At 38.6% G+C, this 23,864-nt stretch carries 21 protein-coding genes, 1 tRNA gene and 3 pseudogenes; 16 read left to right on the forward strand and 9 right to left on the reverse strand.

The features are described 5' to 3' along the window. Positions 1–29: 29 nt before the first annotated feature. The 5 genes and pseudogenes from AYS37_RS03210 to AYS37_RS03240 all read right to left on the reverse strand — a co-directional run bounded on the left by AYS37_RS03210 (position 30) and on the right by AYS37_RS03240 (position 6,609). Positions 30–1,736: pseudogene (locus AYS37_RS03210) on the reverse strand (LeoA/HP0731 family dynamin-like GTPase). Continuing rightward, positions 1,733–3,597 (reverse strand): annotated as a pseudogene (locus tag AYS37_RS08750) (GTPase). The pseudogenes AYS37_RS03210 and AYS37_RS08750 overlap by 4 nt, the downstream one beginning before the upstream one ends. A gap of 111 nt (positions 3,598–3,708) precedes the next feature. Continuing rightward, complete coding sequence (gene rimO / locus AYS37_RS03230; RefSeq protein ID WP_001197316.1) at positions 3,709–5,028, reverse strand: 30S ribosomal protein S12 methylthiotransferase RimO; 1,320 nt, start codon at positions 5,026–5,028, stop codon at positions 3,709–3,711. A 1-nt stretch (position 5,029) separates the two neighbouring features. Continuing rightward, the gene (locus AYS37_RS03235) at positions 5,030–5,491 is read right to left on the reverse strand and encodes a phosphoribosyltransferase (RefSeq protein ID WP_000559398.1); all 462 of its coding nucleotides are present in this window, start codon (positions 5,489–5,491) and stop codon (positions 5,030–5,032) included. Positions 5,492–5,499: 8 nt separating this feature from the next. After that, complete coding sequence (locus AYS37_RS03240) at positions 5,500–6,609, reverse strand: pyridoxal-phosphate-dependent aminotransferase family protein (RefSeq protein ID WP_001874571.1); 1,110 nt, start codon at positions 6,607–6,609, stop codon at positions 5,500–5,502. A gap of 148 nt (positions 6,610–6,757) precedes the next feature. On the opposite strand from AYS37_RS03240, the gene AYS37_RS03245 reads away from it, so the two are divergent. The 6 genes from AYS37_RS03245 (at position 6,758) to AYS37_RS03270 (ending at position 12,064) form a co-directional block, all read left to right on the forward strand. Further along, positions 6,758–7,234, forward strand: coding sequence for a phosphatidylglycerophosphatase A family protein (locus AYS37_RS03245; protein ID WP_000357238.1), 477 nt, complete (start codon positions 6,758–6,760; stop codon positions 7,232–7,234). A gap of 76 nt (positions 7,235–7,310) precedes the next feature. Continuing rightward, entirely contained in the window at positions 7,311–8,354 is a 1,044-nt protein-coding gene (locus tag AYS37_RS03250) for a D-alanine--D-alanine ligase (protein ID WP_000393656.1), read from the forward strand. Continuing rightward, positions 8,355–9,080, forward strand: a complete 726-nt coding sequence (estV, locus tag AYS37_RS03255; RefSeq protein WP_001129442.1) for a lipase EstV — start codon at positions 8,355–8,357, stop codon at positions 9,078–9,080. Then, a complete protein-coding gene (locus tag AYS37_RS03260) occupies positions 9,067–10,548 on the forward strand; it encodes a Mur ligase family protein (protein WP_001191239.1) in 1,482 nt (493 codons plus the stop codon). Before estV ends, AYS37_RS03260 begins: the two co-directional genes overlap by 14 nt. Before the next feature lie 9 nt (positions 10,549–10,557). After that, positions 10,558–11,043 (forward strand): HIT family protein, encoded by a 486-nt coding sequence (locus AYS37_RS03265; RefSeq protein ID WP_001164413.1) that lies wholly within the window; start codon positions 10,558–10,560, stop codon positions 11,041–11,043. A gap of 64 nt (positions 11,044–11,107) precedes the next feature. Then, complete coding sequence (locus AYS37_RS03270; RefSeq protein WP_000647445.1) at positions 11,108–12,064, forward strand: ribose-phosphate pyrophosphokinase; 957 nt, start codon at positions 11,108–11,110, stop codon at positions 12,062–12,064. A gap of 12 nt (positions 12,065–12,076) precedes the next feature. On the opposite strand, the gene AYS37_RS03275 is transcribed toward AYS37_RS03270, so the two are convergent. The 4 genes from AYS37_RS03275 to AYS37_RS03290 all read right to left on the reverse strand — a co-directional run bounded on the left by AYS37_RS03275 (position 12,077) and on the right by AYS37_RS03290 (position 14,482). Continuing rightward, a tRNA-Ile gene (locus AYS37_RS03275) sits at positions 12,077–12,153 on the reverse strand. Continuing rightward, positions 12,115–13,260, reverse strand: coding sequence for an FtsW/RodA/SpoVE family cell cycle protein (locus AYS37_RS03280; RefSeq protein WP_080023677.1), 1,146 nt, complete (start codon positions 13,258–13,260; stop codon positions 12,115–12,117). The genes AYS37_RS03275 and AYS37_RS03280 overlap by 39 nt, the downstream gene beginning before the upstream one ends. A 22-nt stretch (positions 13,261–13,282) precedes the next feature. After that, on the reverse strand, positions 13,283–14,026 hold the full coding sequence (locus AYS37_RS03285) for a YcjF family protein (RefSeq protein WP_001874573.1): 744 nt from the start codon (positions 14,024–14,026) through the stop codon (positions 13,283–13,285). Between the two features lie 3 nt (positions 14,027–14,029). Continuing rightward, positions 14,030–14,482: a GTPase gene (locus tag AYS37_RS03290; RefSeq protein WP_000400722.1), complete on the reverse strand. Its 453-nt coding sequence runs from the start codon at positions 14,480–14,482 to the stop codon at positions 14,030–14,032. A 133-nt stretch (positions 14,483–14,615) separates the two neighbouring features. Here AYS37_RS03290 and AYS37_RS03295 point away from each other — a divergent pair, with 133 nt between their 5' ends. From AYS37_RS03295 to AYS37_RS03340, 10 genes and pseudogenes are all read left to right on the forward strand, one after another. Continuing rightward, positions 14,616–15,599 (forward strand): RluA family pseudouridine synthase, encoded by a 984-nt coding sequence (locus tag AYS37_RS03295; protein WP_001174372.1) that lies wholly within the window; start codon positions 14,616–14,618, stop codon positions 15,597–15,599. Beyond that, positions 15,562–16,809, forward strand: a complete 1,248-nt coding sequence (locus AYS37_RS03300; RefSeq protein ID WP_000731283.1) for a fibronectin type III domain-containing protein — start codon at positions 15,562–15,564, stop codon at positions 16,807–16,809. The genes AYS37_RS03295 and AYS37_RS03300 overlap by 38 nt, the downstream gene beginning before the upstream one ends. A 10-nt stretch (positions 16,810–16,819) precedes the next feature. Continuing rightward, positions 16,820–18,001: a tRNA (guanosine(46)-N7)-methyltransferase TrmB gene (gene trmB / locus AYS37_RS03305; protein WP_001119895.1), complete on the forward strand. Its 1,182-nt coding sequence runs from the start codon at positions 16,820–16,822 to the stop codon at positions 17,999–18,001. Beyond that, positions 17,998–18,669, forward strand: a complete 672-nt coding sequence (locus tag AYS37_RS03310) for an ABC transporter ATP-binding protein (RefSeq protein ID WP_000111079.1) — start codon at positions 17,998–18,000, stop codon at positions 18,667–18,669. Before trmB ends, AYS37_RS03310 begins: the two co-directional genes overlap by 4 nt. Next, positions 18,656–19,461: pseudogene (locus AYS37_RS03315) on the forward strand (FtsX-like permease family protein). Before AYS37_RS03310 ends, AYS37_RS03315 begins: the two are co-directional and overlap by 14 nt. Continuing rightward, entirely contained in the window at positions 19,454–20,656 is a 1,203-nt protein-coding gene (locus AYS37_RS03320) for a murein hydrolase activator EnvC family protein (protein ID WP_000277354.1), read from the forward strand. The pseudogene AYS37_RS03315 and the gene AYS37_RS03320 overlap by 8 nt, the downstream one beginning before the upstream one ends. A 92-nt stretch (positions 20,657–20,748) precedes the next feature. Continuing rightward, on the forward strand, positions 20,749–21,108 hold the full coding sequence (flaG, locus tag AYS37_RS03325) for a flagella length regulator FlaG (RefSeq protein WP_000245949.1): 360 nt from the start codon (positions 20,749–20,751) through the stop codon (positions 21,106–21,108). 39 nt (positions 21,109–21,147) lie between these two features. Then, a complete protein-coding gene (gene fliD, locus AYS37_RS03330) occupies positions 21,148–23,205 on the forward strand; it encodes a flagellar filament capping protein FliD (protein ID WP_001874576.1) in 2,058 nt (685 codons plus the stop codon). A 41-nt stretch (positions 23,206–23,246) separates the two neighbouring features. Beyond that, complete coding sequence (gene fliS, locus AYS37_RS03335) at positions 23,247–23,627, forward strand: flagellar export chaperone FliS (RefSeq protein WP_001199081.1); 381 nt, start codon at positions 23,247–23,249, stop codon at positions 23,625–23,627. After that, positions 23,614–23,853 carry a hypothetical protein gene (locus tag AYS37_RS03340; RefSeq protein WP_001087899.1) on the forward strand — a complete coding sequence of 80 codons (240 nt, stop codon included), beginning with the start codon at positions 23,614–23,616 and terminating at the stop codon, positions 23,851–23,853. Before fliS ends, AYS37_RS03340 begins: the two co-directional genes overlap by 14 nt. The last annotated feature ends 11 nt before the right edge of the window (positions 23,854–23,864 follow it).

Below are 23,864 nucleotides of genomic sequence, written 5' to 3' on the forward strand. Positions count from 1 at the left end.
TGAAATTTTAGCACAAATTCAGTTCATTCCTATTCAGGCTCAACATCTATGAAATCTTCGCCCTTGATGAAATCTTCGCCAGCTTGAATCCATTTTTCCAGTCCTTGAGTGCACTCTTGCGTTTTTTTAACATTTTCTTCGCATGCTTGAATGCATTTTTCCAGGTCAAACGCCATTGGGAAACATGTTTGTTTGAATCTGGTTTCATCGTTGATGAGATCCAAGATTTCTTGTTTTTGATTGTTAAAATTAGATTTCATTTCTTCTTTAGCTTTTTCAAGTTTTTCTATTTTTTGGCTTTCTTTCCAAGAATCCCACACTTCAATAGCAAGACCGATAAGCGGTAAACCTTTGTTTATGCTGCCTGCCAAGTTTACAGCGCCCCAAGGTTTGAATTTTAAAGCCAAATCTATGCCCACAAATTTTCCCGTAGCCACTAGCGCGTCTCTAGCCAGTTTGATGTTAGTTGCATTGATAAAACCGCTTTGTTTTAAAAGATCGATTCCAATCTTTCCAAACGCTCCGGCATGCTTTTCAAACAAACTCATATCGGCATTAAAACCGGTTTCAATTTTAGAAATTTCATTTACAATCCCTTGCGTTTGCCTTTCAAATTCATTTTGGACTTTTGTTTCTATATTGATACCTTTATCGCCTATTTCTCTAATAACAAAATCATTAAAGGTTTCTAGGCTAGTGCCAAGAACTTGAAGGATGAGATCGCTAAAATACCTCGTTATAAATTCTTTTAAATGAATGCGGGCTTAAGAAATTTCACTATTTAAATTTTGAAGATCCTTTCGCCTTTTTTCAAGCGTTTTATTCAAGTATTCCATTTCTCTATTAATATCTTGCAACGCTTGTTTTGCGGGCGGCATTTGCCTGTAGATAACATCTTGAATGATGCTTTTTTTGGCTTCTTCTATGATGGTTAATTTCCCGCCATTTTCTTTAATCTTTTTTTGCGTCGCATCTTGCAAGGCTTTGATGTGTGAGAGCTTTTGAAACTCTTCTTGATGCTTTAGCCAGTGTTCCACCCCCAAATCAAAAGGGTTTGCAGCGACAGCGACAATAATCAAACTTTCTTTTTCTTCTTCGCTTAAAGAAATGAGATCATTCAGTCGGTTTTGAATGTTTTCTTTTTTGATCTTAAATCTTTTGTTGTAATCTTCTTCATCTTCAATATCCGCTTCTTCATCAAAACGGCTGATGACAAAGATCGTCCTAGATAAAAGATTGAGCGTCCTGAACAACCAGTTCAAGTCGTCCTTATGACTTTCTTTGATGGGGTTTGACGGGTTGAGCTCGTATAAAATGAGATGGGCTTCGCTGACATATTTTTTTATAATATCTTTATAGCACTCTATTTTGCCGCTATCGGTTATTTTTTCTTTAAACCCGAATAGTCCCGGGGTGTCAACCAGCTCAATTTCATCGTCTATATCATAGATTTTAACTTCATCGCTGGATTCTTTGTGGTCTATCTTCATGCTCTTGTCTAGCCGATCGATCCAAGCTGCCGCTATGGATGTTTTCCCTTCAGAAAAACCTCCCACTAAAGCCACTTTAAGTTTTTGGCCAGAAACATCTTTCATCGCATTATGGATCTTGTCTTTGAGAGACTCTTCAACCTTGATGCCGTATTTCTCTCCAGTATGGATAAAATCAAGTAATTTTTTAAGATTTTCTTGATTCTTCTTTTGATTTCTTTTAAATTGTTCTAGCGTTTCATTCATTGCGCGATCCTTTGTTTTAATGTGGTTTTGATGCGGTTATCTAAGCGCCATAAGTCTTCGCCGGCTTTTATCAATCCTTCTCTCATGCGCTCGTAACAAACAACGAGATCGTTAAGACTGGCTTTTAAGTTCTCAATCATTCCAGATGCGCCTTTTTTATAACTTTCAATGCGGCTTTTCACATTCTCTGCAATTTTTTCACAAACTTCATCTAATTTCTTATCCACTTCTTTTTTTTGTTGGGATCTTTGATATCTTGAACTAAAAAAGCTCCAGATTGAGCTAGCTATTCCAATTAATCCTGTAATAATCCCTGCGGTCAGAGCAAGCCAACCCATAGGATTCCAAGCGTGAAATATCCCAAGCAAACCCAAACCTCCTATTGAAGTGGCTAATTTTGTTCCATCAATGCCGCTATCAGTATCAAAATTAAGATTAAAGCCTCTATCAATACTGATGCGCTCTAACATTGCTAGAGAATCTTTAATCCTTTCTTTAAATCGTTCAATATATTCTTTTATCTCTTCATCAAATCGTTCCTCGCATTCTTTGAACCGCCGTCCTGTGTTTTTACGCAATTTTTTAGTTCTTTGTTCGCACTCATTTTCAAAAATTTCTTCACATTCCTTATTTTCAATATCTCTTTCAATATGCGCATGCATTTCTTCTCTAAAATCAGATTTGAATCGCTGTTTCTGTGAACACTGAATTGGTTAAATTTAATATAAATTTTTCTGTAGAACGATCCAGATTATAGTGGGCTTCTTGTTGGTGTTCTTGTGCTTCTTTAATCATTGGATCGATCCGTTTTTCAATCGTGGTTTTTATCGCTTTTTGCAATTGTTCTACCACTTTTAAGGCTTTGTTGCAGTTGGATTCTATGATTTTGTTGCGTGAGTTTTTAAGAAGCGCTTCGGTTATAAATTCTCCTAATTGTTGGAAACGGCATTTATACAATAATAATTCTTCCGCTTTAAAAACCTCTAGAAATTTTTGTTTGTTTTTGTAAAAATCACTCTCTGGGATTAAAGCCGATGAAAGACCATAAAAAGCCATTTGGGCGCTGACTATTTGATGCCCCATGTAGTGTTTGCCTAAAATGTTTTTCATCTCTTTATTTAAAATTTTTAAGCTTTCTTTTTCGCTTTTATTAATAAGCCCATCTTTTAAGGCTCTTGGGCTAGTGATCGGTTTGTTGAAAATCGCCCATACCTCTGTTTGCGAATCAAGCTGTCTTTGGATTTTTTCAATCGTTCCCCTTTTCCCTTCTTCTCCTTTTTGCGGAGGATTAGGCGTTTTGGTAACATAAAAAATAGCATGGGCTTTTTGCGTTGCGTTAGAAATCTGATCAATCACTTTTTGTTCGCTGCCTTCTATCCCTGGCACATCCAACAAAACAAAATTTTGATGGTTGTATTGGAAAGAATAAGATTGTGTTTTTAAAGTAAAATCGCTCCTCCCATCGCCTATAATCGCTCCATCTTGCAATGAATGAGGTTCGTTTAAAATAGTCTGTTTTTTGCGTTCATCATTTTGATAGTTGTTTTGGTAATTGGAATAAAGCCGCTTGAATCGTTCTTATCGATCTGCTTTGCTTTGTTCTTTAAAAACATCCTCAAACATTCAATAAGGGTTGATTTCCCCGCACGGTTTCCCCATAAAAAGCAATGGTAAAATTTTCCCACTCTTCATTATTTTTCAAGCTTTCAAGCTCTTTTAAACTTTTAAGTTCTAATTGTTGGAATACCTCCAACGCTTCTTGATTGAATCGCTTTAGTTTTTCATCTTTGTCATCAGCGTTTTTGAAGATATTTTGAAGATCTTTAATGTTCTTTTCTACGCCAAGATAAATGTCTTTCATTTTTGCATGCCTCAAGCGGATTTTTCTCGTGCATTTTAACAAAAAAAAAAAACGACAAACCCCCACGCTCAAGGTGCGCTCTAGCCGCACTTTTAGCCTTATGGCTAACTTTTAAAAAGGGCTTAAAACCTTAGCGAGTAAGATATTGTCTTTAAAGGCGCTAGGCATAATCGTGTAATGCCCGGGTTGTAAAGGAGTGGTTAAGGCACTGTCATTGATTAAAATTTCCCCATCCACTTCAGGCGCCCACCTGAGATCCCTTGCTTTGTAAAAATACTCGCCCTCTTTATGTTCCACTAACGCCTTAATGGGCTTGTTTAACAAAGCCTTAAAAGAATGGTTTTGGTGTTTTAAGGCGATTTTATTCAAGGCTTTAATGCGGGCGTTGATGATTTTTTTAGGCACTTTCTCTAAAGAATAGGCATGCGTGTTTTCTTCAGCACTGAAAGCAAAAATATTCAATCTGTCAAACTGGAACTCGTCTAAAAACGCGCTCAATTCTTCAAATTCGCTCTCATTTTCTTCTGGATGCCCTACAATGATCGTGCTTCTTATAAAGCTTTCTTTAACCTGTTTCATGGCATCTAAAAGCTTTAAATGGTGCGCTTGGCTGGAGTTGCGCCGCATCTTTTTGAGCATGGAGTCGCTGATATGCTGGATGGGCATGTCAAAATAATTTTGAAAAATAAGCGAGCTTTCAATCGCGCCAATCAGCTCTAAAGTGGTGCTAGAGGGGTAGAGGTATAAAATACGAGCGCTCTTTAAGGCTTGTTGTTTGTCAATCGCACTAATCAGCTGGATCAAGCCGTCTTTTTGCCCCTTATCGTATAAAAATGAGCTAGAATCTTGAGCGATAAAAGTCATATCCTTATAGCCTTTAAGGGCTAGATCTTCTACTTCTTTTAAAATGGAGTCTAATTCCCTGCTTTGCAATTTCCCCTTAAAGCTAGGGATAGCGCAAAAAGAGCATTTTTGGTTACAGCCCTCAGAAATTTTAACATAAGCATGCACGCTCGATCCCGTGATGATGCGCGCGTTATAATGCTCGCTTAAAAACACTTGCTCGCTGAACTGGTTTTGTTTTTTAGCGATCAAAATATCAATCTTGTCATAATCCCCCACGCCGGTAAAAATATCCACTTCAGGGATCAGCTCTTTGATTTCATCTTTATAGCGCTCGCTCAAGCACCCGCTCGCAATCAAAATCGCTCCCTCTTTTTTGTCTTTAGCGGCGTTGAGAATGGTTTGGATACTCTCTTGTTTAGCGCTTTCAATAAACCCGCAAGTGTTGATCAAAATCACATCGGCTTTTTTAGCGTCATTAGTGAGCGTGTAATTATAAAGCTTGCCTAACATCACTTCTGAATCCACTAAATTTTTAGAACAACCTAATGAGATCAAGCAGAGTTGTTTGTTTTCTTTAACTTGCATGTTAATGGCTTTTTAAATTTTTCAAATCCACTTCCCAAAAGAAATCAATCCATTCAGGAGCGTCTTTCAAAAACGCATCGGCTTTGTATTTCGCGCTTGTCTTTTGGAACAAACTCGCGCTATAAAACTTTTTATCAGGGTGTTTTTCTTGCAGCACTTTAAGTACCGCCTCTAAAGAATTACCGCTATCTACGATTTCATCTACCACCAAAATGGTTTTTAAATGATCTTTAATCGTGGGGGTATTTTCAATTTTTAGGGCGTTTTGTTGCTTAGTAGTGTCATAAGAAATCGCATTGATGCCATAAACTTCCCTTAAATCCCAGTGCAAACTCAAAAAATGCGTCAAAGTCATGCCCCCTCGCATCACGCACACAAGGGCTTCTGGGATACCGCAAATTCGCTCCACTTGTTTAGCTAACTCCAGGCTGTCTTTTAAAAAGGCTTCATAAGAATAATGCATTATAGTCCTTAAATTTCATAATATTGCTTCAAAAAAGTTGCGTTCGCCACACCGTCAAATTTTCTTAAATCCAAATCGTTTAAGGCTAACTCTAGGGCGTTTAAAGCGTAAGCGCTTTTATAAACAGGAATGATCCCCATGTGGTTGATGCGAATGAGTATATCTTTATAAGGCTCTTGACCGCCCGCAAATTGCACCTGGTATTTTTCTTTCAAAAGGTTTTTTAATTCTTTGGCATGCTCGCTAACAATCGTTGTCATGCTCAAGCTCGGGCTTTTAGGGAAAATCTTCAAACCCAGCGCTAAAACGGCTTTTTGAGTGGCTAAAGCGACTCGTTTAGTCTCTTGATAGAGCGCTTCAAAACCCCCTAAATTCTGCACCAATTCAAAATAGCGTTGCAACCCTAAAGTGTGTAAAATAGGAGCGGTGTAGCTCGTGGTGTTATTCCTTTGGTTTTTCAATTCGCTCTTCAAATTGAAATAAAACCCCACATTGCGTTCTTCTATGCGATCAATCGCCTTTTGGCTCAATGCGATTAGGCTCATCGCAGGGGGTAGCATGAACGCTTTTTGACTCCCCCCAATGAGCGCATCAACATGCGTTATTTCTAAAGGCTCAACCCCTAAAGCGGTGATCGCATCTACAATCACAAAAACATTCGGGTTAGTTTCTTTGATCGCTTGAGCGATTTTTTCTACAGGGTGTCGTAACCCCCCACTAGACTCGCATGCTTGAATGCAAAACGCATCAATGTTGGGGTTGGCTTTAAGCGCGTTTAATATTTTATCCACTTGAGCCGGTGTGTCCCATTCATAGACTAATTCATGGGCTTTGATAAAATGGGCTTTAGCGATCTTGCCAAACCTTTCACCAAACTTGCCCGCATTAACAAAAAGCAACTCTTTTTGACACAAGGAAAGAACACTCGCTTCCATAGCCCCTGTCCCGCTGCTGCTTAAAAGCAAAACTTCTTCTAAACCGGTCATTTTTTTTAAATTTTCTCGCACGCTTTGGAAAATCTTTTCAAAATCTTTGGTGCGGTGGTGGGGCATTGGCTGAGAAAAGCTTGTGCGCATCTCTTCATTAATGGCTACAGGGCCTGGAGTGAAAAGCAACATTTTAAAATTAACCTTTAATTTTTGAGAGAATTTAAAAGTTATCATACTAAAACGCGCTTAAAATTAAGCCTTATTGTTTAAGAAAATCGCTTTTTAATGCAAATAAAATGCTAAAATGCCATGATTTAAAAAGAATTTAAGGCAATGATTGGATAAATTTAATCTCCGCGCATGTTTTTTAACCCTTTTTTTTAGCGGGTATTCTAAAAAAGCTCCAGGAACGATAGGGAGTTTGGTGGCGTTGTTATTAGGCTTACCCGTTTTAGCTTTTTCGGCTAACACTTTGTTTTTAGGGGCGATTTTTGTTGGGCTTATCGCTATTACTCAAATAGACAAGGAAGAAGAAGAGAGTAAGAGGCATGACGGCTCTTACATTGTGATAGACGAGTTAGTGGGCATGTGGCTTGCGATGGCGATTAGCGGGTTATCGTTAGCGGGTGTGGTTTTGAGTTTTATCTTTTTTAGGATCTATGATATCACTAAACCCTCACTCATTGGCAAAATAGACAAAGAAGTTAAAGGGGGTTTAGGGGTTGTGGCTGATGACGCATTAGCGGGTGTTTTAGCCGGCTTGAGCGCGTTATTAGTCATCCATATTTTAGGATTTTTCAACATTAAATTTTAATTTTAAGAAAATTCAAAAGCCTTTTTTTAGGTAAAATAGACAGACTTGATTGCAATCGTTTTTAGGGAGTTTGATCGTGGAGTTTTGCGTTTTATTTGGTGGGGCGAGTTTTGAGCATGAAATCAGCATTGTGAGTGCGATTGCGCTTAAAGGAGTGTTAAAAGACAGGATTAAATATTTTATTTTTTTAGATGAAAACCATCATTTTTATTTGATTGAAGAATCCAACATGCATTCAAAATACTTCGCTCAAATCAAAGAAAAAAAATTACCCCCCCTAATCCTTACGCATAATGGCTTGCTCAAAAACTCGTTTTTAGGCGCTAAGATTATAGAACTGCCACTAGTAATCAATCTCGTGCATGGGGGCGATGGCGAAGACGGGAAATTAGCGAGCTTGTTGGAATTTTATCGCATCGCTTTTATAGGCCCTAGGATTGAAGCGAGCGTGCTGAGTTATAACAAATATTTAACCAAGCTTTACGCTAAAGATTTAGGAATAAAGGCTTTAGACTATGTGCTTTTGAATGAAAAAAACCGCGCTAACGCCTTGGATTTGATTGGGTTTAATTTTCCCTTTATTGTGAAACCCAGTAACGCCGGAAGCTCTTTAGGGGTGAATATTGTGAAAGAAGAAAAAGAATTAAGTTACGCTTTAGACAGTGCGTTTGAATATTCTAAAGAAGTTTTAATAGAGCCTTTCATTCAGGGGGTGAAAGAATACAATTTAGCCGGCTGTAAGATCAAAAAGGATTTTTGTTTTTCCTATATTGAAGAGCCTAGCAAACAGGAATTTTTGGATTTCAAACAAAAATATTTGGATTTTTCACGCACCAAAGCCCCTAAAGCGGATCTTTCTAACGCCCTAGAAGAACAATTAAAAGAAAATTTTAAAAAACTCTATAACGATTTGTTTGATGGCGCGATCATTCGTTGCGATTTTTTTGTTATAGAAAATGAAGTGTATCTTAATGAGATCAACCCCATTCCTGGCAGTTTGGCGAATTATTTGTTTGATGATTTTAAAACAACGCTAGAACATTTAGCGCAATCATTACCCAAAACCCCTAAAATCCAAGTTAAAAACTCTTATTTGTTGCAAATCCAAAAGAATAAATGAATGGCCAAACGCAGTATCGCTTATTTGGATAGCGTTTTTGACATTTCCTACACTTTTATAGATAACCATAGCCCTTTAAACGCCTTGTTTTTGCATGGCTGGGGGAGCTCTAAAGAAATCATGCAACAAGCGTTTCAAGGCTGTTTTTTGAATTATAATCATTTGTATGTGGATTTGCCCGGCTTCAATCAAAGCCCTAACGATGAAAAAGTCTTAGAGACTAAAGATTATGCTAATATCATTAATTTATTCTTAAAAAGCGTGGGTAAAAAAGCGCATGTAGCCTTTGGGCATAGTTTTGGAGGGAAAGTGGCGATTTTGTGTGAAAACGAACGGATGGTTTTATTGAGTAGCGCTGGGATATTAGAGCCAAAACCCTTAAAAGTGCGTTGTAAAATCCTTTTAGCTAAAATCTTTAAAAAATTAGGCTTGAATTTAGGGTTTTTGAGAAGTAAGGACGCTATGGGGCTTAATCAAGTGATGTATGAAACCTTTAAAAAAGTAATTAGCGAAGATTTTAGCGAGCATTTCAAACGATGCGAGAAGGAAGTTTTATTATTTTGGGGTAAAGATGATAAAGCAACCCCCTTAAGCTCCGCTCAAAAAATACAAACCTTGTTGAAAAAGAGCGAATTATTCGTGTTAGAAGGGGATCATTTCTTTTTTTTAAACCAAGCAAAAGAGATTGAAAAACTAGTGGAGAATTATCATCATGCAAAGTCTTAGTTGGCTGAATTTAGCGTTTTGTTGGCTCTTTATAACAGGGCTTGGCTATTATATGATGACTTTATTGCAATGGTATCATTACAGCGTGTTTAGGATCTTAACCAAGCACCACAAAATGCGTTGGCATGGGATTTATTTTTTATTGCCTTTGGGGGTGTTTATCCTATCGTATGCTTTCAAGATGCCGTTTGTTTTTGATTTCTTTTGCGGCGTGATTCAAATGCCCATGCTCATTATCTGGGCCAAACGCAACGACAAGCCTTTAGTTTTCACGCCAAGGGTGAAGCGCTTTTTCATCTTCTTATTACTCTTTTTAATCTTGCATGAAATCTTAAATATAGAATTAGTCCCTTTGAATGGGATTTCGCTCGCGCTTGGCTATTGGTGTTTATTTATATTCGTTTTAAGCGCTTCTTTAATCTTTGAGAAAGCCTTATCCAAGCAATATTTACAAACCGCTAAAGACAAAATCGCCTCTTTAGAACATTTAAAAGTCATCGCCATTACCGGAAGCTTTGGGAAAACCAGCACCAAAAATTTCTTGCTTCAAATCTTACAAACCACATTCAACGCGCATGCAAGCCCCAAAAGCGTCAATACCCTTTTAGGCATTGCGAACGATATTAACCAGAATTTAGACGATAAGAGTGAAATCTATATCGCTGAAGCCGGGGCAAGGAATAAGGGCGATATTAAAGAAATCACCCGCCTTATTGAACCTCACCTTGCCGTGGTCGCAGAAGTGGGCGAACAGCATTTAGAATATTTTAAAACTTTAGAAAATATTTGCGAGACTAAAGCGGAATTATTGGATTCCAAACGCTTAGAAAAAGCCTTTTGTTACTCTATAGAAAAAATCAAGCCCTACGCCCCTAAAGATAGCCCTTTAATAGATGTTTCTAGCTTGGTTAGAAACATCCAATCCACTTTAAAAGGCACTTCTTTTGAAACGCTTATCAATGGCGTTTGGGAAAGCTTTGAAACGAAGGTTTTAGGGGAGTTTAGCGCTTATAATATCGCTTCAGCTATTTTAATCGCTAAGCATTTAGGCTTAGAGACAGAAAGGATCAAACGGCTTGTTTTTGAGCTTAAGCCTATTAACCATCGTTTGCAACTGTTGGAAGTGAATCAAAAAATCATTATAGACGATAGCTTTAACGGGAATTTAAAGGGCATGTTAGAGGGCATTCGTTTGGCGAGTTTGTATGAAGGGCGTAAAGTCATCGTAACACCGGGCTTAGTGGAAAGCAATACAGAAAGTAATGAAATTTTAGCGCAAAAAATAGATGGGGTTTTTGATGTCGCTATCATCACAGGGGAGTTGAATTCCAAAACGATTGCTTCACAATTGAAAACCCCCCAAAAAATCTTACTCAAGGATAAGGCGCAATTGGAGAATATCTTACAAGCCACCACGATTCAAGGCGATTTGATTTTATTCGCTAATGACGCCCCTAATTACATTTAGGAAATGAACATGCAACATTTATACGCTCCTTGGCGCGAAAGTTATTTGAAAGAGAAAAATAAGAGTTGTGTCTTTTGTGAAATTTCTCAAAACACTACAAAAGATTCAGAAAACAGAGTGCTTTATAGAAATAGCGATCTCTTTGTGGTGATGAACGCCTACCCTTATAACCCCGGGCATTTGTTGATCGTCCCTCATGCGCATCAAGCGAGCGTTGAACTTTTAGAGCTTAATACTTGGCTGAACATGAATAAATTAGTGCCTAAAGTGTTAAAAGCGTTGTATGCTTATGGCGCTCAAGGGATCAATTTAGGTTTGAATTTGCACAGAAACGCCGGAGCAGGAATCCCTGAGCATTTGCACATGCATTTAGTGCCTAGGTTTTTAGGCGATAGCAATTTTATGAGCGTTATCGCTCAAACTAGGGTGTGCGGGATTGATTTAAATGAAACCTATCTTGCGTTAAAAAACTTATTAGAAAAGGAGCTTCATTGAAAACAAACGCTTTTAGTTTGGGTGCGCTACAATTGATTTTAATTCATTTTAGGGAGTGTCAGCGATGAAGGCTCGTGGTTTTAAGACAAAGATGCGTGGTTTTAAGATTTTTTCAGGGAGCGCTCACCCTGCATTTGGCAAAGAAGTGTCAAAGCATTTAGGCTTTCCCTTATCCAAAGCGGTGATAGGCAAATTCAGCGATGGCGAAATCAATATCCAAATCAGCGAATCGGTGCGCGGTAAGGATATTTTTATCATCCAGCCCACTTGCGTGCCGGTCAATGACAATTTAATGGAATTGTTAGTCATGGTAGATGCTTTAAGGCGCAGTTCGGCCAATTCTATCACAGCGGTGTTGCCGTATTTTGGCTATGCCAGACAGGACAGGAAAGCAGCTCCAAGAGTGCCTATCACGGCTAAAATGGTCGCTAATTTGATGCAAGAAGTGGGGATTGAAAGGATCATTACGATGGATTTGCATGCCGGGCAAATCCAAGGCTTTTTTGATGTGCCGGTGGATAATTTATACGGATCTATCGTCTTTAGAGACTATATCCGCTCTAAAGCGTTAAAAAACCCTGTGATCGCTAGCCCTGATGTGGGTGGGGTTACAAGAGCCAGGTATTTTGCCAATCAAATGGGCTTAGATTTAATCATCGTGGATAAGCGCCGTGAAAAAGCTAATGAAAGCGAAGTGATGAATATTATCGGCTCAGCCAAGGAGCGCGATGTGATTTTAGTGGATGACATGATTGATACCGCAGGCACGATCTGTAAAGCCGCTTTGGCTTTAAAAGAGCAAGGGGCGACTTCTGTCATGGCGTTAGGCACGCATGCGGTTTTGAGCGGGAATGCGATCAAGCGCATTAAAGAAAGCGCGTTAGATGAAGTGGTGGTAACTAACTCTATCCCTTTAGTTCAAAAATGCGATAAAATCACCACCTTAAGCGTAGCGTCCTTATTTGCGGAAGTGATCAGAAGGATTTATCATAACGAAAGCGTCCAATCGCTTTTCACTTAAAAAAAGCGGGAGTGGTGGATTCTGTAGGACTTGAACCTACGACCAATCGGTTATGAGCCGAGCGCTCTGACCAGCTGAGCTAAGAATCCAAAATTCCCAAAGGATGGTCTGCTATTGTATCCAAAAATATAGCGAAAAGCAAGCAAGTTTTCTAGGATTGCAAACAGGATCATAAAAGTGATAAAACTGCTCCCCCCATAGCTGAATAAAGGCAAGGGAATCCCCACCACAGGGGCTAACCCTAAAGTCATGGCGATATTCACGCTGGAATAAACAAAGATTAAAGTAGAAATCCCAAGGGCTACAATCTTTAAAAACCAATCGCTGTTGCTCTCAAACAGATAAAAAAATAAATGCAAACTCAAGCCTATATAAATCGCAAAAAGCAACATAGCCCCTAAAAACCCGAAACGCTCCACGAAGTAAGCAAAGATAAAATCGCTCGTTGCGATAGGCAAGAATTTGAATTTGGTTTGGGTGCAGGCTTCTTTGGATTTGCCTAAAAACCCGCCCGATCCTATGGCGATAATGGATTGCATGACATGGTAATTGGGCTTTTCAGAAAGAAAGTCTGCGATGCGCTTTTTTTGGTAATCATGCAAGAAATGATAAGCGATAGGCGAAGCCACTAAAAGAGCGATAAAAAGAGGGAACCACACCCTAGTCCTTAAGCCCACGATAAGTAAAATCCCAAAACCCATGATTAAAACAATAAGGGCCGTGCCTAAATCGGGCTGCTTTAAAATCAAAGCCGCCGGTAAGCAAATGTAAAAACTGAGCTTTAAAAACATACCCCAATCATAGCCCTTAAAAGGAGGCGGGTTGATTTTAATCAAATGCGCCAACAATAAAAGGATAGCGATTTTCACGGGTTCGCTAGGCTGTAGAGTGATAGAAGTAAAGGGAATGACTAGCCATCGTTGCGCCCCAAGCTTGCTAGATCCCATAAAATCCACTAACGCTAATAAAATAACGCACGCCCAATAAAACACAAAGAGCCACCGATCGAGCTTCCTGAAAGGGATAAAAAACACGATCCAAAAGAGAAGAAACCCTATTGCATAATAAACCCCTTGTTTCAAGCTCAAAACCGCGCTGCTCTCAAAAATCAATACAAAAGAAACCACCAACAAGGGGATAATAAACACAAAAGGCAAAAGATCAAAATGCATCCAAATCCTTTTGTCTAATGCCATGCGTTTTTCATAACCCCTAATCTTATTGTGTTAATTTCTTGATTGTATCCAAGTTGAGATAATTCTCCTTAAAGAGAGAGATTATCATGTCAACTTCACCAGGCAAATCCACTTCGCCTGTTTCATTATTAAAGCATTTTTCTAGCACTTTCAAATAAGCAAACCCAATGCCTTCTGTGATAACGGCAGCGGTTGCGCCCCCTGCAACACTCCCCGCAGCAGGAATGAATTTAAGGAAACCATTAATGAGCGTTCTCTCCACATGCGCAAGAGCGATTATGCTAGAAATCTCTGTTATAAATGTTGGGGTTGCAGATTTACCCAAACTCACTTCAAAAGCGTCATTCATTTCATGGATCATCCTTTTTTGAACACCTGCAATCAAGGGCATATCGCTAAAGGGTATGGGACTAGCCTCAGCCGTTCCTGCAAGGCCTGATGCAACATGAATAATTTTTTTACTTTTAGCTATCATAGCTTGTTTTCTTTCTTGAATCTTAACTTTTTGAACACGCAAAAAATGGTTTTTTATAGCGTCTGAAAGACATTTTTTCGTTTCATCTACCAATTCTTCTAAACCTTCGACAGGGACTTCCAACCCCCCAAATGAAAAGGCAACGGAATTGACTCTCACATAAGCTCTGACAAAACCTTTAAAGCCCCATTCTTCATCTATGATCCCTTTAGTTTCTTGGAAAAACGCATCGCCGGCTTTTTCTTGTGTGTGTGAAAACGACAATCGTTGGGATATTCCAATTTTTAGCAAAGCTTAATAACTCTCTCTCTCTTGAAACCTAGAAGAAGTCTCTTTAACGCACAAATACGCCACATCAATGGCTTCTTTTTCATCAAGCGTTTTAAAAGAATCTTCCATTTCTTTTTTAATGCTTTGCATGGTGTCGTGGTAATCTTTATCTTCAATGCCTTTGGTGTCCCACAAAATCAAGCCTTTCTGTTCATCAATGTATTTTTCAAGATGCTGAGTGATGGGCTTTCCTACGCCTGCTTTAGCGATTTCTTTACCAAATAGAGCGTTAATGAGCGAGCTTTTACCCACCCCAGTACCCCCCATGAGCAAAACGTTCATCTTGGGTTTTTCCTTTTTGATGAATTCACGCATCTTGCTCATGTTTAATCCTCCCTCTTTCCCATCAAGCGTGAATGCGTCGCCTAAAAAACCACGCAAAATGCCGTTCAGTTTATCATGCCCATTATGTTCCATTAGAACCCCTTTTAAAATGATTTGAGCCACAAAATGTTGGTGCACCGATTATAGCGTATTCAAATAATGAAATAGGATTTTTTTAAGGTTTTGAGTAGAATAATGGTTTTTAAAAATGCAAAAAAGAGTTTGAATGCAAAAAGTTTTCATCGCCCCTACCCATTACAAACGCATTGATGAATTTCTAGCCAAAGAATTGCAAATTTCTAAGAACCAAGTGTTGAATTTGATTAAAGAAGGGCTGGTGTTTTGTCAAAAAAAGGGGGTAAAAAAAGGGGGGCTAGCCTTAAAAAAGGGCGATGCAATCACGCTTGTAACGCCCAAAATCGTGCCCAAACCCTTAAAAAAAGAGCTTGATTTAGAAATAGAAGTCATTTTTGAAGATGAAGACTTGTTAGTGTTGAATAAGCCCCCTAATTTAGTCGTCCATAAAGCCCCAAGCGTGAAAGAGCCTACTTTAGTGGATTGGTTGGAATTTAAAAATTACGAGCTTTCTAATCTGGGATTCAAAGAACGCTATGGGATTGTGCATCGTTTGGATAAGGATACGAGCGGAGGGATTGTCATCGCTAAAAACAATTTTACCCATGTTCATTTGAGCGAGCAACTCAAAACTAAAATGATGGGGCGCTATTATATCGCCTTGCTTTCAACGCCCCTAAAAGAAGAAAAAATGAGCGTGGAATGTTATTTGACAAGAAACCCCAATAACCGCTTGAAAATGATAGCGCTCAAAGCGGCTAAAAAAGAAAAAAGCCGTTATTCTAAAAGCGAATTTACTAGCTTGCTGACTTCTCAAAATGGCATGGATTTGATAGGGGCTAAACTATTCACCGGGCGCACGCACCAGATCAGAGCGCATTTAGAATATTTGAACAGACACATCATAGGCGATAATCTTTACGGGCTTAATGGGGCGCTTTCTAAAGAAGAAATAAGAATCATGCTGCATGCCTATTTGATAGAGTTCAAACACCCTAGAAGCGAGCAAAAACTGCGCTTTAAAGTTCCCCTATTAAAGGATATGTTAGAATATCTTAAAAAAGTTTTTAACAAGGAGAATTTAGATGAGGTCTTGGATGAAGAAAAAATACTTCACGCTTTTATTGCAAAGTAGTGTGGTATTAGCAGTTTTTATAGGGTGTTCTTCTACCAGGAATCATACTTTTTCAGCCCTTAATAATCAAGAAAATATAGATACTAAGCTTCCGGTAGTCCATTCTATTAAAACCATTAACGATGTGAGTTCAGTGGGTTTTGAATGGCCTAAAATCGCTGATACTTATGACATTGATGGGTTTATTTTGTATCGTTTGAAAAAAGACTCCAAACTTAAAAGAATCGCTACGATTAAAAACCCTTATGCGACCCACTATTATGATGAGGGGCTAGAAACAGAGAGTTCTTACACTTACCAATTAGCCACTTACAAGGGCGATAAAATCTCTAACCTTTCAGATCCTATTTTAGTAAAAACCTCTTTTATCAATCCTGTAGAAAGCGTGTTCGCAAGCCTTGAATACCCTAAAAGCGTGAAAGTCTTTTGGAGCCCGCACCCAAATCCCAGCGTTTCTAAATACATCATTCAAAGGCAGAATAAAGAAGGCAAATTTTTGAATGTGGGGGCTGTGAAAAACCGCTTATTTGTGGAGTTTTTTGATAAAGATTTAGAGGATGGGAAAAAATACCGCTACCAAGTCATTGCTGAAAATTTCATGGGGGATAAATCCAGGCCTAGCGTCATAGTGGAGGGGAAAACCAAAGATTTACCCAAAGAAATCACTAATGTTAGAGTGAGCCAAAACCTCACACGACACATTGAATTGAGTTGGGACAAATCCACCCAAGAAGATGTGATAGCTTATCGCATTTACGCTTCCAACAACCGCAACGATAAATACAAATTCATCGCTCAAACCACCAACACTTCCTATGTGGATAAAATAGAAAAAGACAACCTTACGCGTTATTATAAAGTCGTCGCCCTTGATAAAACGCATCTTGAAGGGGCATTACCCAAAGAGCCTGCCATGGGTGAGACCGCTGACAGACCCGAATCCCCTATCATCACTAAAGGGACTATTCAAGATTCTTCAGCTTTCATTCAATGGGAAAATAACCCAAGCGCTAAAATAGCCACTTATGCGGTGTATCGTTTTGAAGCCAATTCTAAAACCCCTTTGCGCTTTGGGAATATCACCAAAAACCAATTCGTAGATAAGGACATGAAAGTGGGCGTGGCTTACCGCTATCAAGTGGTGAGCGTGGATAAAGATGGTTTAGAGTCGCACCCAAGCAAAGAAGTGCGTTTGTTTTTAGAGCGCTAAAAGGGTTTTAATGCCCCATTTTTTAGCCAAGCTGGATTTTAAGCCTTTAGAATACCCCTTAATTGAAGGGGATTTTTGTTTTCATAAGGAATTTTTAAGCTTAAAAAACCCCACTAAAAGCTGTGTGCATGCGAGTTTTAAGGATCGTATTTTTTTATTGCAAAAAATCAGGCGAGCGAATGATTTTTTAATCAAAAGCGAAAAAGCAACGCCCTTAAAAAGAGAGGTTTTAAAACAAGCTTTAAGGATTTATTCGCAATCTTTTGAGGTCATTTCGCATAATTTGCAAGAAAATTCTAAACATGCGAGCGGAAAAAAAGCCCTTGATTTAGGAACTTTTGAAGACTTTATCCAAAAAAATCAAGCCCCTATTTTAGCCGAAATTGGTTTTGGGAGTGGGAGGCATTTGATAGAATTAGCCAAAAACAACCCCACTAAAACATGCTTAGGGATAGAGATTCACACCCACTCTATCGCGCAAGCGTTAAAGCAAATTGAATTGTTGGATTTAAAAAATCTGCACATCTTGCAAGGCGATGGCCGTTTGATTTTAGAGAGCATGCCAAATCACAGGTGCGAGAAAATTTTTGTGCATTTCCCTGTGCCATGGAATGAGAAAAAACACCGCCGGGTGTTAAGCGAAAAATTTTTAAATGAAGCTTTAAGGGTTTTAAAACCTAGAGGGTTTTTGGAATTACGAACCGATGATAGTCTTTATTTTGAAGACAGCTTAAAATTAGCCCTAAAAAACCTTAAATGCGAGATAGAAATCAAAAAAAACGCTCAAATCCCGGTGGTCAGCAAGTATGAAGCGCGTTGGAATAAACTCAAAAAAGATATTTATGATTTAAGAATTTATTCTTTAGAATCGAATGAAACCCCTTTTGATAACCATGCATTTGATTTTTCTTTTGATACAATAACAATGAGTAAAAAGAGCGTTGGAGCGATTTTAAAAACCCCAAAAATCATCCAAGAGGGGTATTTTGTGCATGTTTGTAATATTTATGAGAATAAGGGGGATTTTTTAGTGGAATTGAGTATGGGGGATTTTGATTGGCCTGTGCGTTTGTTTGTTTTATTGACAGAAAATCAGATTTTTTATCTCAATAAAAGCCCCTTAAAAACCTTAAACAACCACAAAGCGCATCTTTTGCTTCAAAATATCCTAAGCCAAAAGGGAATTGGATGAGTGTGATCATCGCAGCGAACAATCTATGCTTACAATACCAGCAAAACGAACCGGTCATTAAGCATGCTAATTTGCGCATCAAACGCAAGGATTTTGTGTTCATTTCAGGGCCTAGCGGGAGCGGTAAAAGCACGCTTTTGCGATCGTTTTATGGGGATTTAAAACTTTTTAGCGGTAAATTAGAAGTTTGCAATATCAACATGAGTAACGCTTCAAAATCAACGATTTTAGATTTGCGTAAAAATATTGGCGTGGTTTTCCAAGATTATAAATTGATCCAAGATTATACGATTGAGCAAAACATCAAACTACCTATGGTGATTTGCGGCGTTAAAAAAGAAGAATGCCACTTGCAGCTAGAAAAACTTTTAGGGCATATTGATTTACGCCATAAGGCTAACCGCTACCCCAAAGAACTCAGTGGGGGCGAACAACAGCGAGTGGCTATGGCTAGGGCTATGGCGAACTGCCCTGAACTCATTTTAGCCGATGAGCCTACCGGGAATTTAGACGATTATTCTAGCGATAAAATCTGGAGCCTATTAAGGGGCATGAACACGCAATTAAACGCTACGATCGTGGTGGTTACGCACAAATTCCCTAAAAATTTTAGCGCTTATCACCGAAAATTTTACATAGAAGAGGGGGAAGTTTATGAATACTCTTAAAAAGCATTTAGCCTTTATCATTCCCCTAGTAGCGTTATTGTTTAGCTTGGAGTGTGTGTTGTTTATCAATCAAGCAATAGAACAAAAAGAAAAAAAATTGATTGAAGATTATTCAGTCGTGTTAGCCAGCACGCAAAAATTAGGCTTGGAATTGTTGCGTCAAAATTTTAGCGAAATCATAGCGTTAAAAGAAATTGATCCTAATTACTCTTTAGAACCTCTTCAAAAAATTTTAGGCACAGACGGGCTTAAGGAATTAAAAAAAATTTACCCTTTTTTTATTCTTTACAACTTTCCACATTCCCAACTCAAGAGCGTTTAGAAAACATTAAAGAAAAATTGCTCAAAATCCCTGGCGTTCAAAAAGTTGAAGTCTTTGCCAAAACTTACATGCAAGTGTATGATCTCTTGAGTTTTATTAAAGCAGCGGTCTATATCTTTGCGTTAGTGGTTTTTGTTTTATCGGTTTTATTGATGTTTAAGCAAGTCCGCATCTGGATCTATCAATACCATGAGAGGTTAGAGATCATGGATTTATTAGGGGCTTCAGTGTCTTTTAAAAACGGGTTTTTGTATAAAATAGCTTTAATGGATTCTGTAATCGCTAGTTTTTTAGCCCCCATGCTCATGCTTTATATCACTTCGCAAAAAGGTTTTGAAAAAACGATGGATACTTTGGGTATTATAGGAGGCGCGTTTGTTTTAAACCATTTTTTATGGGGACTGCTTTTTAGCCTTGTGGTCTCATTTGTTTCTGTTTTACTTGTAGCTTGGAGGACTAGACATGTATAAATTAGGGGTGTTTTTATTAGCCACCTTACTATCAGCTAACACGCAAAAAGTGAGCGATATTGCTAAAGATATCCAGCATAAAGAAACCCTTTTGAAAAAAACCCATGAAGAAAAAAACCAACTAAACAGTCGTTTGAGTTCTTTAGGCGAAGCGATCCGCTCTAAAGAGCTTCAAAAAGCTGAGATGGAGCGCCAAATGGTCGCTTTAAAAAAGAGTCTTGAAAAAAATCGTAACGAAAGTTTGGCGCAAGAAAAAGTCCTAACCAACTACCGCAAGTCTTTAGATCATTTGCAAAAACAACGATCATTTTTACAAAAGAGAGTGTTTGATACGCTTTTAGAGGATTTTCTTTTTTCACAAGCCCTAAAGGGGCAGAATTTAGCCTCTTCTAATGATGTGATTTTACAAGTAGCGTTTGAAAACTTGCACCAAAGCACTCTGTCTAAAATGTCGCAACTGAGCCAAGAAGAAAAAGAACTCAATGTGCAAGCTTTAAAAGTCAAAAGCAGCATTCAAAAAATCTCCTCTGTCATAGATGAGCAAAAAACTCGTGAAGTAACCTTAAAATCCTTGCAAACCGAACAAAATAAACTCATTTTGAGCATGCAAAAAGATTATGCGATCTATAACCAACGGCTAACCCTTTTAGAAAAAGAGCGCCAGAACTTGAACGCTCTTTTAAAACGCTTGAATATCATCAAACAAAATAGAGAAAATGAAGAGAGGGTCAGTTTGAAAAAATCTTCTCAAGCCTTAGAAGTCAAACAAGTGGCGAGCTCTTATCAAAATATCAACACCACGAGCTATAACGGGCCAAAAACGATCGCTCCTTTGAACGATTATGAAGTGGTGCAAAAATTTGGCCCCTATATTGACCCGGTTTATAATTTAAAAATTTTTAGCGAGTCTATCACGCTGGTATCAAAAACCCCAAACGCTTTGGTGCGTAATGTTTTAGATGGGAAAATCGTGTTCGCTAAAGAAATCAACATGCTTAAAAAAGTCGTTATCATTGAGCATAAAAACGGCATCCGCACGATTTATTCTCAACTAGATAAAATCGCCCCCACCATTAAAAGCGGCATGCGCATCCAAAAAGGCTATGTTTTAGGGCGCATTGATCAACGCTTGGGCTTTGAAGTTACCATGAGAGAAAAGCACATTAACCCCTTAGAACTCATCGCACGCAATTAAACAAATCATTTTTATTGCCGATATTGGCTAAAGAGTTTATGCAAACAAAAAAATCATTATACTTGTAGGCATGGAAAAATTTGGAGGTTTTTATGGTCAATGAAGTTCAAGGGATTGGGATTCCCACATCTCACACAAGCGTTCAAACAACCCCTATAAAAGAGATCAGTCGTGCAAATACTATAAACACTATTGATGAATCTAAGACAACAATAGACCATGATCAATACAAACCCAAACTAGAATTATTGAGCGAGCGTCTGAATGAAGAAATGAAACGCATTGGCACGGATATTAATTTTAGTTATAACGATACGATCAAGGGGTTAGTGGTTTCAGTCAAAGACGCTAATGGGGATAAGGTGATAAGAGAGATACCCTCTAAAGAAGCCGTGGAGCTTATGCAAAGAATGCGCGATGTGATAGGCATTATCTTTGATAAGAGAGGCTAAAAAGGCTAATCAAAAGTTTTGAAAGTTTAGAGGTTAGACATGGCAATAGGTTCATTAAGCTCATTAGGGCTTGGCAGTAAGGTTTTGAATTACGATGTGATTGACAAGCTTAAGGATGCTGATGAAAAAGCTTTAATCGCCCCACTAGACAAGAAAATGGAGCAAAATGTTGAAAAACAAAAAGCCCTTGTAGAAATTAAAACGCTCCTTTCATCTCTAAAAGGCCCGGTTAAAACGCTTTCAGATTATTCCACTTATATCAGCCGAAAAAGCAATGTTACAGGCGATGCGTTGAGCGCGAGCGTGGGGGCTGGCGTGCCTATTCAAGACATTAAAGTGGATGTGCAAAATTTAGCGCAAGGCGATATTAACGAATTAGGGGCGAAATTTTCTTCAAGAGATGATATTTTTAGCCAAGTGGATACCACGCTCAAGTTTTACACGCAAAACAAGGACTACGCCGTTGATATTAAAGCAGGAATGACTTTAGGCGATGTGGCTCAAAGCATCACGGACGCTACCAATGGCGAAGTGATGGGCATTGTGATGAAAACAGGAGGGAATGACCCCTACCAATTAATGGTGAATACCAAAAACACCGGCGAAGACAATCGAGTCTATTTTGGCTCACACCTCCAATCCACGCTCACTAATAAAAACGCCCTTTCTTTAGGGGTTGATGGAAGCGGAAAGAGTGAAGTGAGTTTGAATTTAAAGGGGGCTGATGGGAACATGCATGAAGTCCCTATCATGCTAGAACTCCCTGAAAGTGCTTCTATCAAACAAAAAAACACAGCGATCCAAAAAGCGATGGAGCAGGCTTTAGAAAATGACCCTAATTTTAAAGATTTGATCGCTAATGGGGATATTTCCATAGACACTCTTCATGGGGGGGAATCTTTAATCATTAATGACAGGCGTGGGGGAAACATTGAAGTTAAAGGGAGCAAGGCTAAAGAGCTTGGGTTTTTGCAAACCGCCACCCAAGAAAGCGATTTATTAAAAAGCTCTCGCACGATAAAAGAGGGTAAATTAGAAGGGGTAATTAGCTTGAATGGTCAAAAACTAGATTTAAAAGCCTTAACCAAAGAGGGCAACACCAGCGAAGAAAACACAGACGCTATCGTTCAAGCGATCAATTCCAAAGAAGGCTTGAGTGCATTTAAGAACGCCGAAGACAAGCTTGTGATCAATTCTAAAACCGGAATGCTAACGATTAAGGGCGAGGACGCTTTAGGCAAGAATAGTTTGAAAGATTTGGGTTTGAGTGCTGGCATGGTGCAATCCTATGAAGCTTCACAAAACACGCTTTTTATGTCTAAAAATTTACAAAAAGCGAGCGATTCAGAATTCACTTATAATGGGGTGAGCATCACACGCCCCACTAATGAGGTCAATGATGTGATTAGCGGGGTTAATATCACTTTAGAGCAAACCACAGAGCCTAATAAACCTGCCATTATCAGCGTGAGCAGGGACAATCAAGCCATTATAGACAGCCTTACTGAATTTGTCAAAGCCTATAACGAGCTTATCCCTAAACTAGACGAAGACACTCGTTATGACGCTGACACTAAAATCGCCGGGATTTTTAACGGCGTGGGCGATATTCGCGCGATTCGATCTTCTCTTAATAATGTGTTTTCTTATAGCGTACATACGGATAATGGGGTAGAAAGCTTGATGAAATACGGGCTTAGTTTAGACGATAAGGGCGTGATGAGTTTGGATGAGGCTAAATTGAGTAGTGCCTTAAATTCTAACCCTAAAGCGACTCAAGATTTTTTCTATGGGAGCGATAGCAAGGATATGGGAGGCAGAGAAATCCACCAAGAGGGCATTTTTTCTAAATTCAATCAAGTCATCGCCAATCTCATAGATGGAGGGAACGCTAAATTAAAAATTTATGAAGATTCCCTAGACAGAGACGCTAAAAGCTTGACCAAAGACAAAGAAAACGCTCAAGAGCTTTTAAAAACCCGCTACAACATCATGGCGGAGCGCTTTGCCGCTTATGATAGCCAAATCTCTAAAGCGAATCAAAAATTCAATTCCGTGCAAATGATGATCGATCAAGCGGCGGCTAAAAAGAATTAAAAAAACAGAGAATTATCAATTTTAAAGGATAAAGGAACATTATGCAATACGCTAACGCTTATCAAGCCTACCAGCATAACCGAGTGAGTGTGGAATCCCCGGCAAAACTCATTGAAATGCTTTATGAAGGGATTTTGAGATTTTCCTCGCAAGCCAAACGCTGTATTGAAAATGAAGACATTGAAAAAAAGATTTATTATATTAACAGGGTTACGGATATTTTCACGGAATTGTTGAATATTTTGGACTATGAAAAAGGGGGGGAAGTGGCGGTGTATCTTACAGGCTTATACACCCATCAAATCAAAGTTTTAACGCAAGCCAATGTGGAAAATGATGCGAGTAAGATTGATTTGGTGTTGAATGTGGCTAGGGGGTTGTTAGAAGCTTGGAGGGAAATCCATTCAGATGAACTCGCCTAATGCGTTATTAGATTCCTTTAAAATCGCTCTTGTTAAAAAAGATTCTAAGCAAGCCTTTTCATTGATAGAGCGCCTTTCTTTAGAGCAAATAAAAAGATTAGATTTAGACACGCTTTTAAGCCTTAGGGAAATGATAGCCCAAAGCATTGAACTATTAAAAAAAGAAAAAGAAGAACTGCAATTACAAATGCATAAGGCTAAGAAGATTCAAAAATTTTTGTCTTAAGATTTTTTAAA

The organism is Helicobacter pylori NQ4053 (assembly GCF_000274605.1).
GTDB lineage: Bacteria > Campylobacterota > Campylobacteria > Campylobacterales > Helicobacteraceae > Helicobacter > Helicobacter pylori_CV.

Coding starts and splice junctions, on each gene's coding strand:
- rimO (WP_001197316.1), bottom strand. CDS start 5,028: ATGCAAGTTAAAGAAAACAAACAACTCTGCTTGATCTCATTAGGTTGT.
- AYS37_RS03235 (WP_000559398.1), bottom strand. CDS start 5,491: ATGCATTATTCTTATGAAGCCTTTTTAAAAGACAGCCTGGAGTTAGCT.
- AYS37_RS03240 (WP_001874571.1), bottom strand. CDS start 6,609: ATGTTGCTTTTCACTCCAGGCCCTGTAGCCATTAATGAAGAGATGCGC.
- estV (WP_001129442.1), top strand. CDS start 8,355: ATGGCCAAACGCAGTATCGCTTATTTGGATAGCGTTTTTGACATTTCC.
- AYS37_RS03260 (WP_001191239.1), top strand. CDS start 9,067: ATGCAAAGTCTTAGTTGGCTGAATTTAGCGTTTTGTTGGCTCTTTATA.
- AYS37_RS03265 (WP_001164413.1), top strand. CDS start 10,558: ATGCAACATTTATACGCTCCTTGGCGCGAAAGTTATTTGAAAGAGAAA.
- AYS37_RS03270 (WP_000647445.1), top strand. CDS start 11,108: ATGAAGGCTCGTGGTTTTAAGACAAAGATGCGTGGTTTTAAGATTTTT.
- AYS37_RS03280 (WP_080023677.1), bottom strand. CDS start 13,260: ATGGCATTAGACAAAAGGATTTGGATGCATTTTGATCTTTTGCCTTTT.
- AYS37_RS03290 (WP_000400722.1), bottom strand. CDS start 14,482: ATGGAACATAATGGGCATGATAAACTGAACGGCATTTTGCGTGGTTTT.
- AYS37_RS03295 (WP_001174372.1), top strand. CDS start 14,616: ATGCAAAAAGTTTTCATCGCCCCTACCCATTACAAACGCATTGATGAA.
- AYS37_RS03300 (WP_000731283.1), top strand. CDS start 15,562: ATGAAGAAAAAATACTTCACGCTTTTATTGCAAAGTAGTGTGGTATTA.
- trmB (WP_001119895.1), top strand. CDS start 16,820: ATGCCCCATTTTTTAGCCAAGCTGGATTTTAAGCCTTTAGAATACCCC.
- AYS37_RS03310 (WP_000111079.1), top strand. CDS start 17,998: ATGAGTGTGATCATCGCAGCGAACAATCTATGCTTACAATACCAGCAA.
- AYS37_RS03320 (WP_000277354.1), top strand. CDS start 19,454: ATGTATAAATTAGGGGTGTTTTTATTAGCCACCTTACTATCAGCTAAC.
- flaG (WP_000245949.1), top strand. CDS start 20,749: ATGGTCAATGAAGTTCAAGGGATTGGGATTCCCACATCTCACACAAGC.
- fliD (WP_001874576.1), top strand. CDS start 21,148: ATGGCAATAGGTTCATTAAGCTCATTAGGGCTTGGCAGTAAGGTTTTG.
- fliS (WP_001199081.1), top strand. CDS start 23,247: ATGCAATACGCTAACGCTTATCAAGCCTACCAGCATAACCGAGTGAGT.
- AYS37_RS03340 (WP_001087899.1), top strand. CDS start 23,614: ATGAACTCGCCTAATGCGTTATTAGATTCCTTTAAAATCGCTCTTGTT.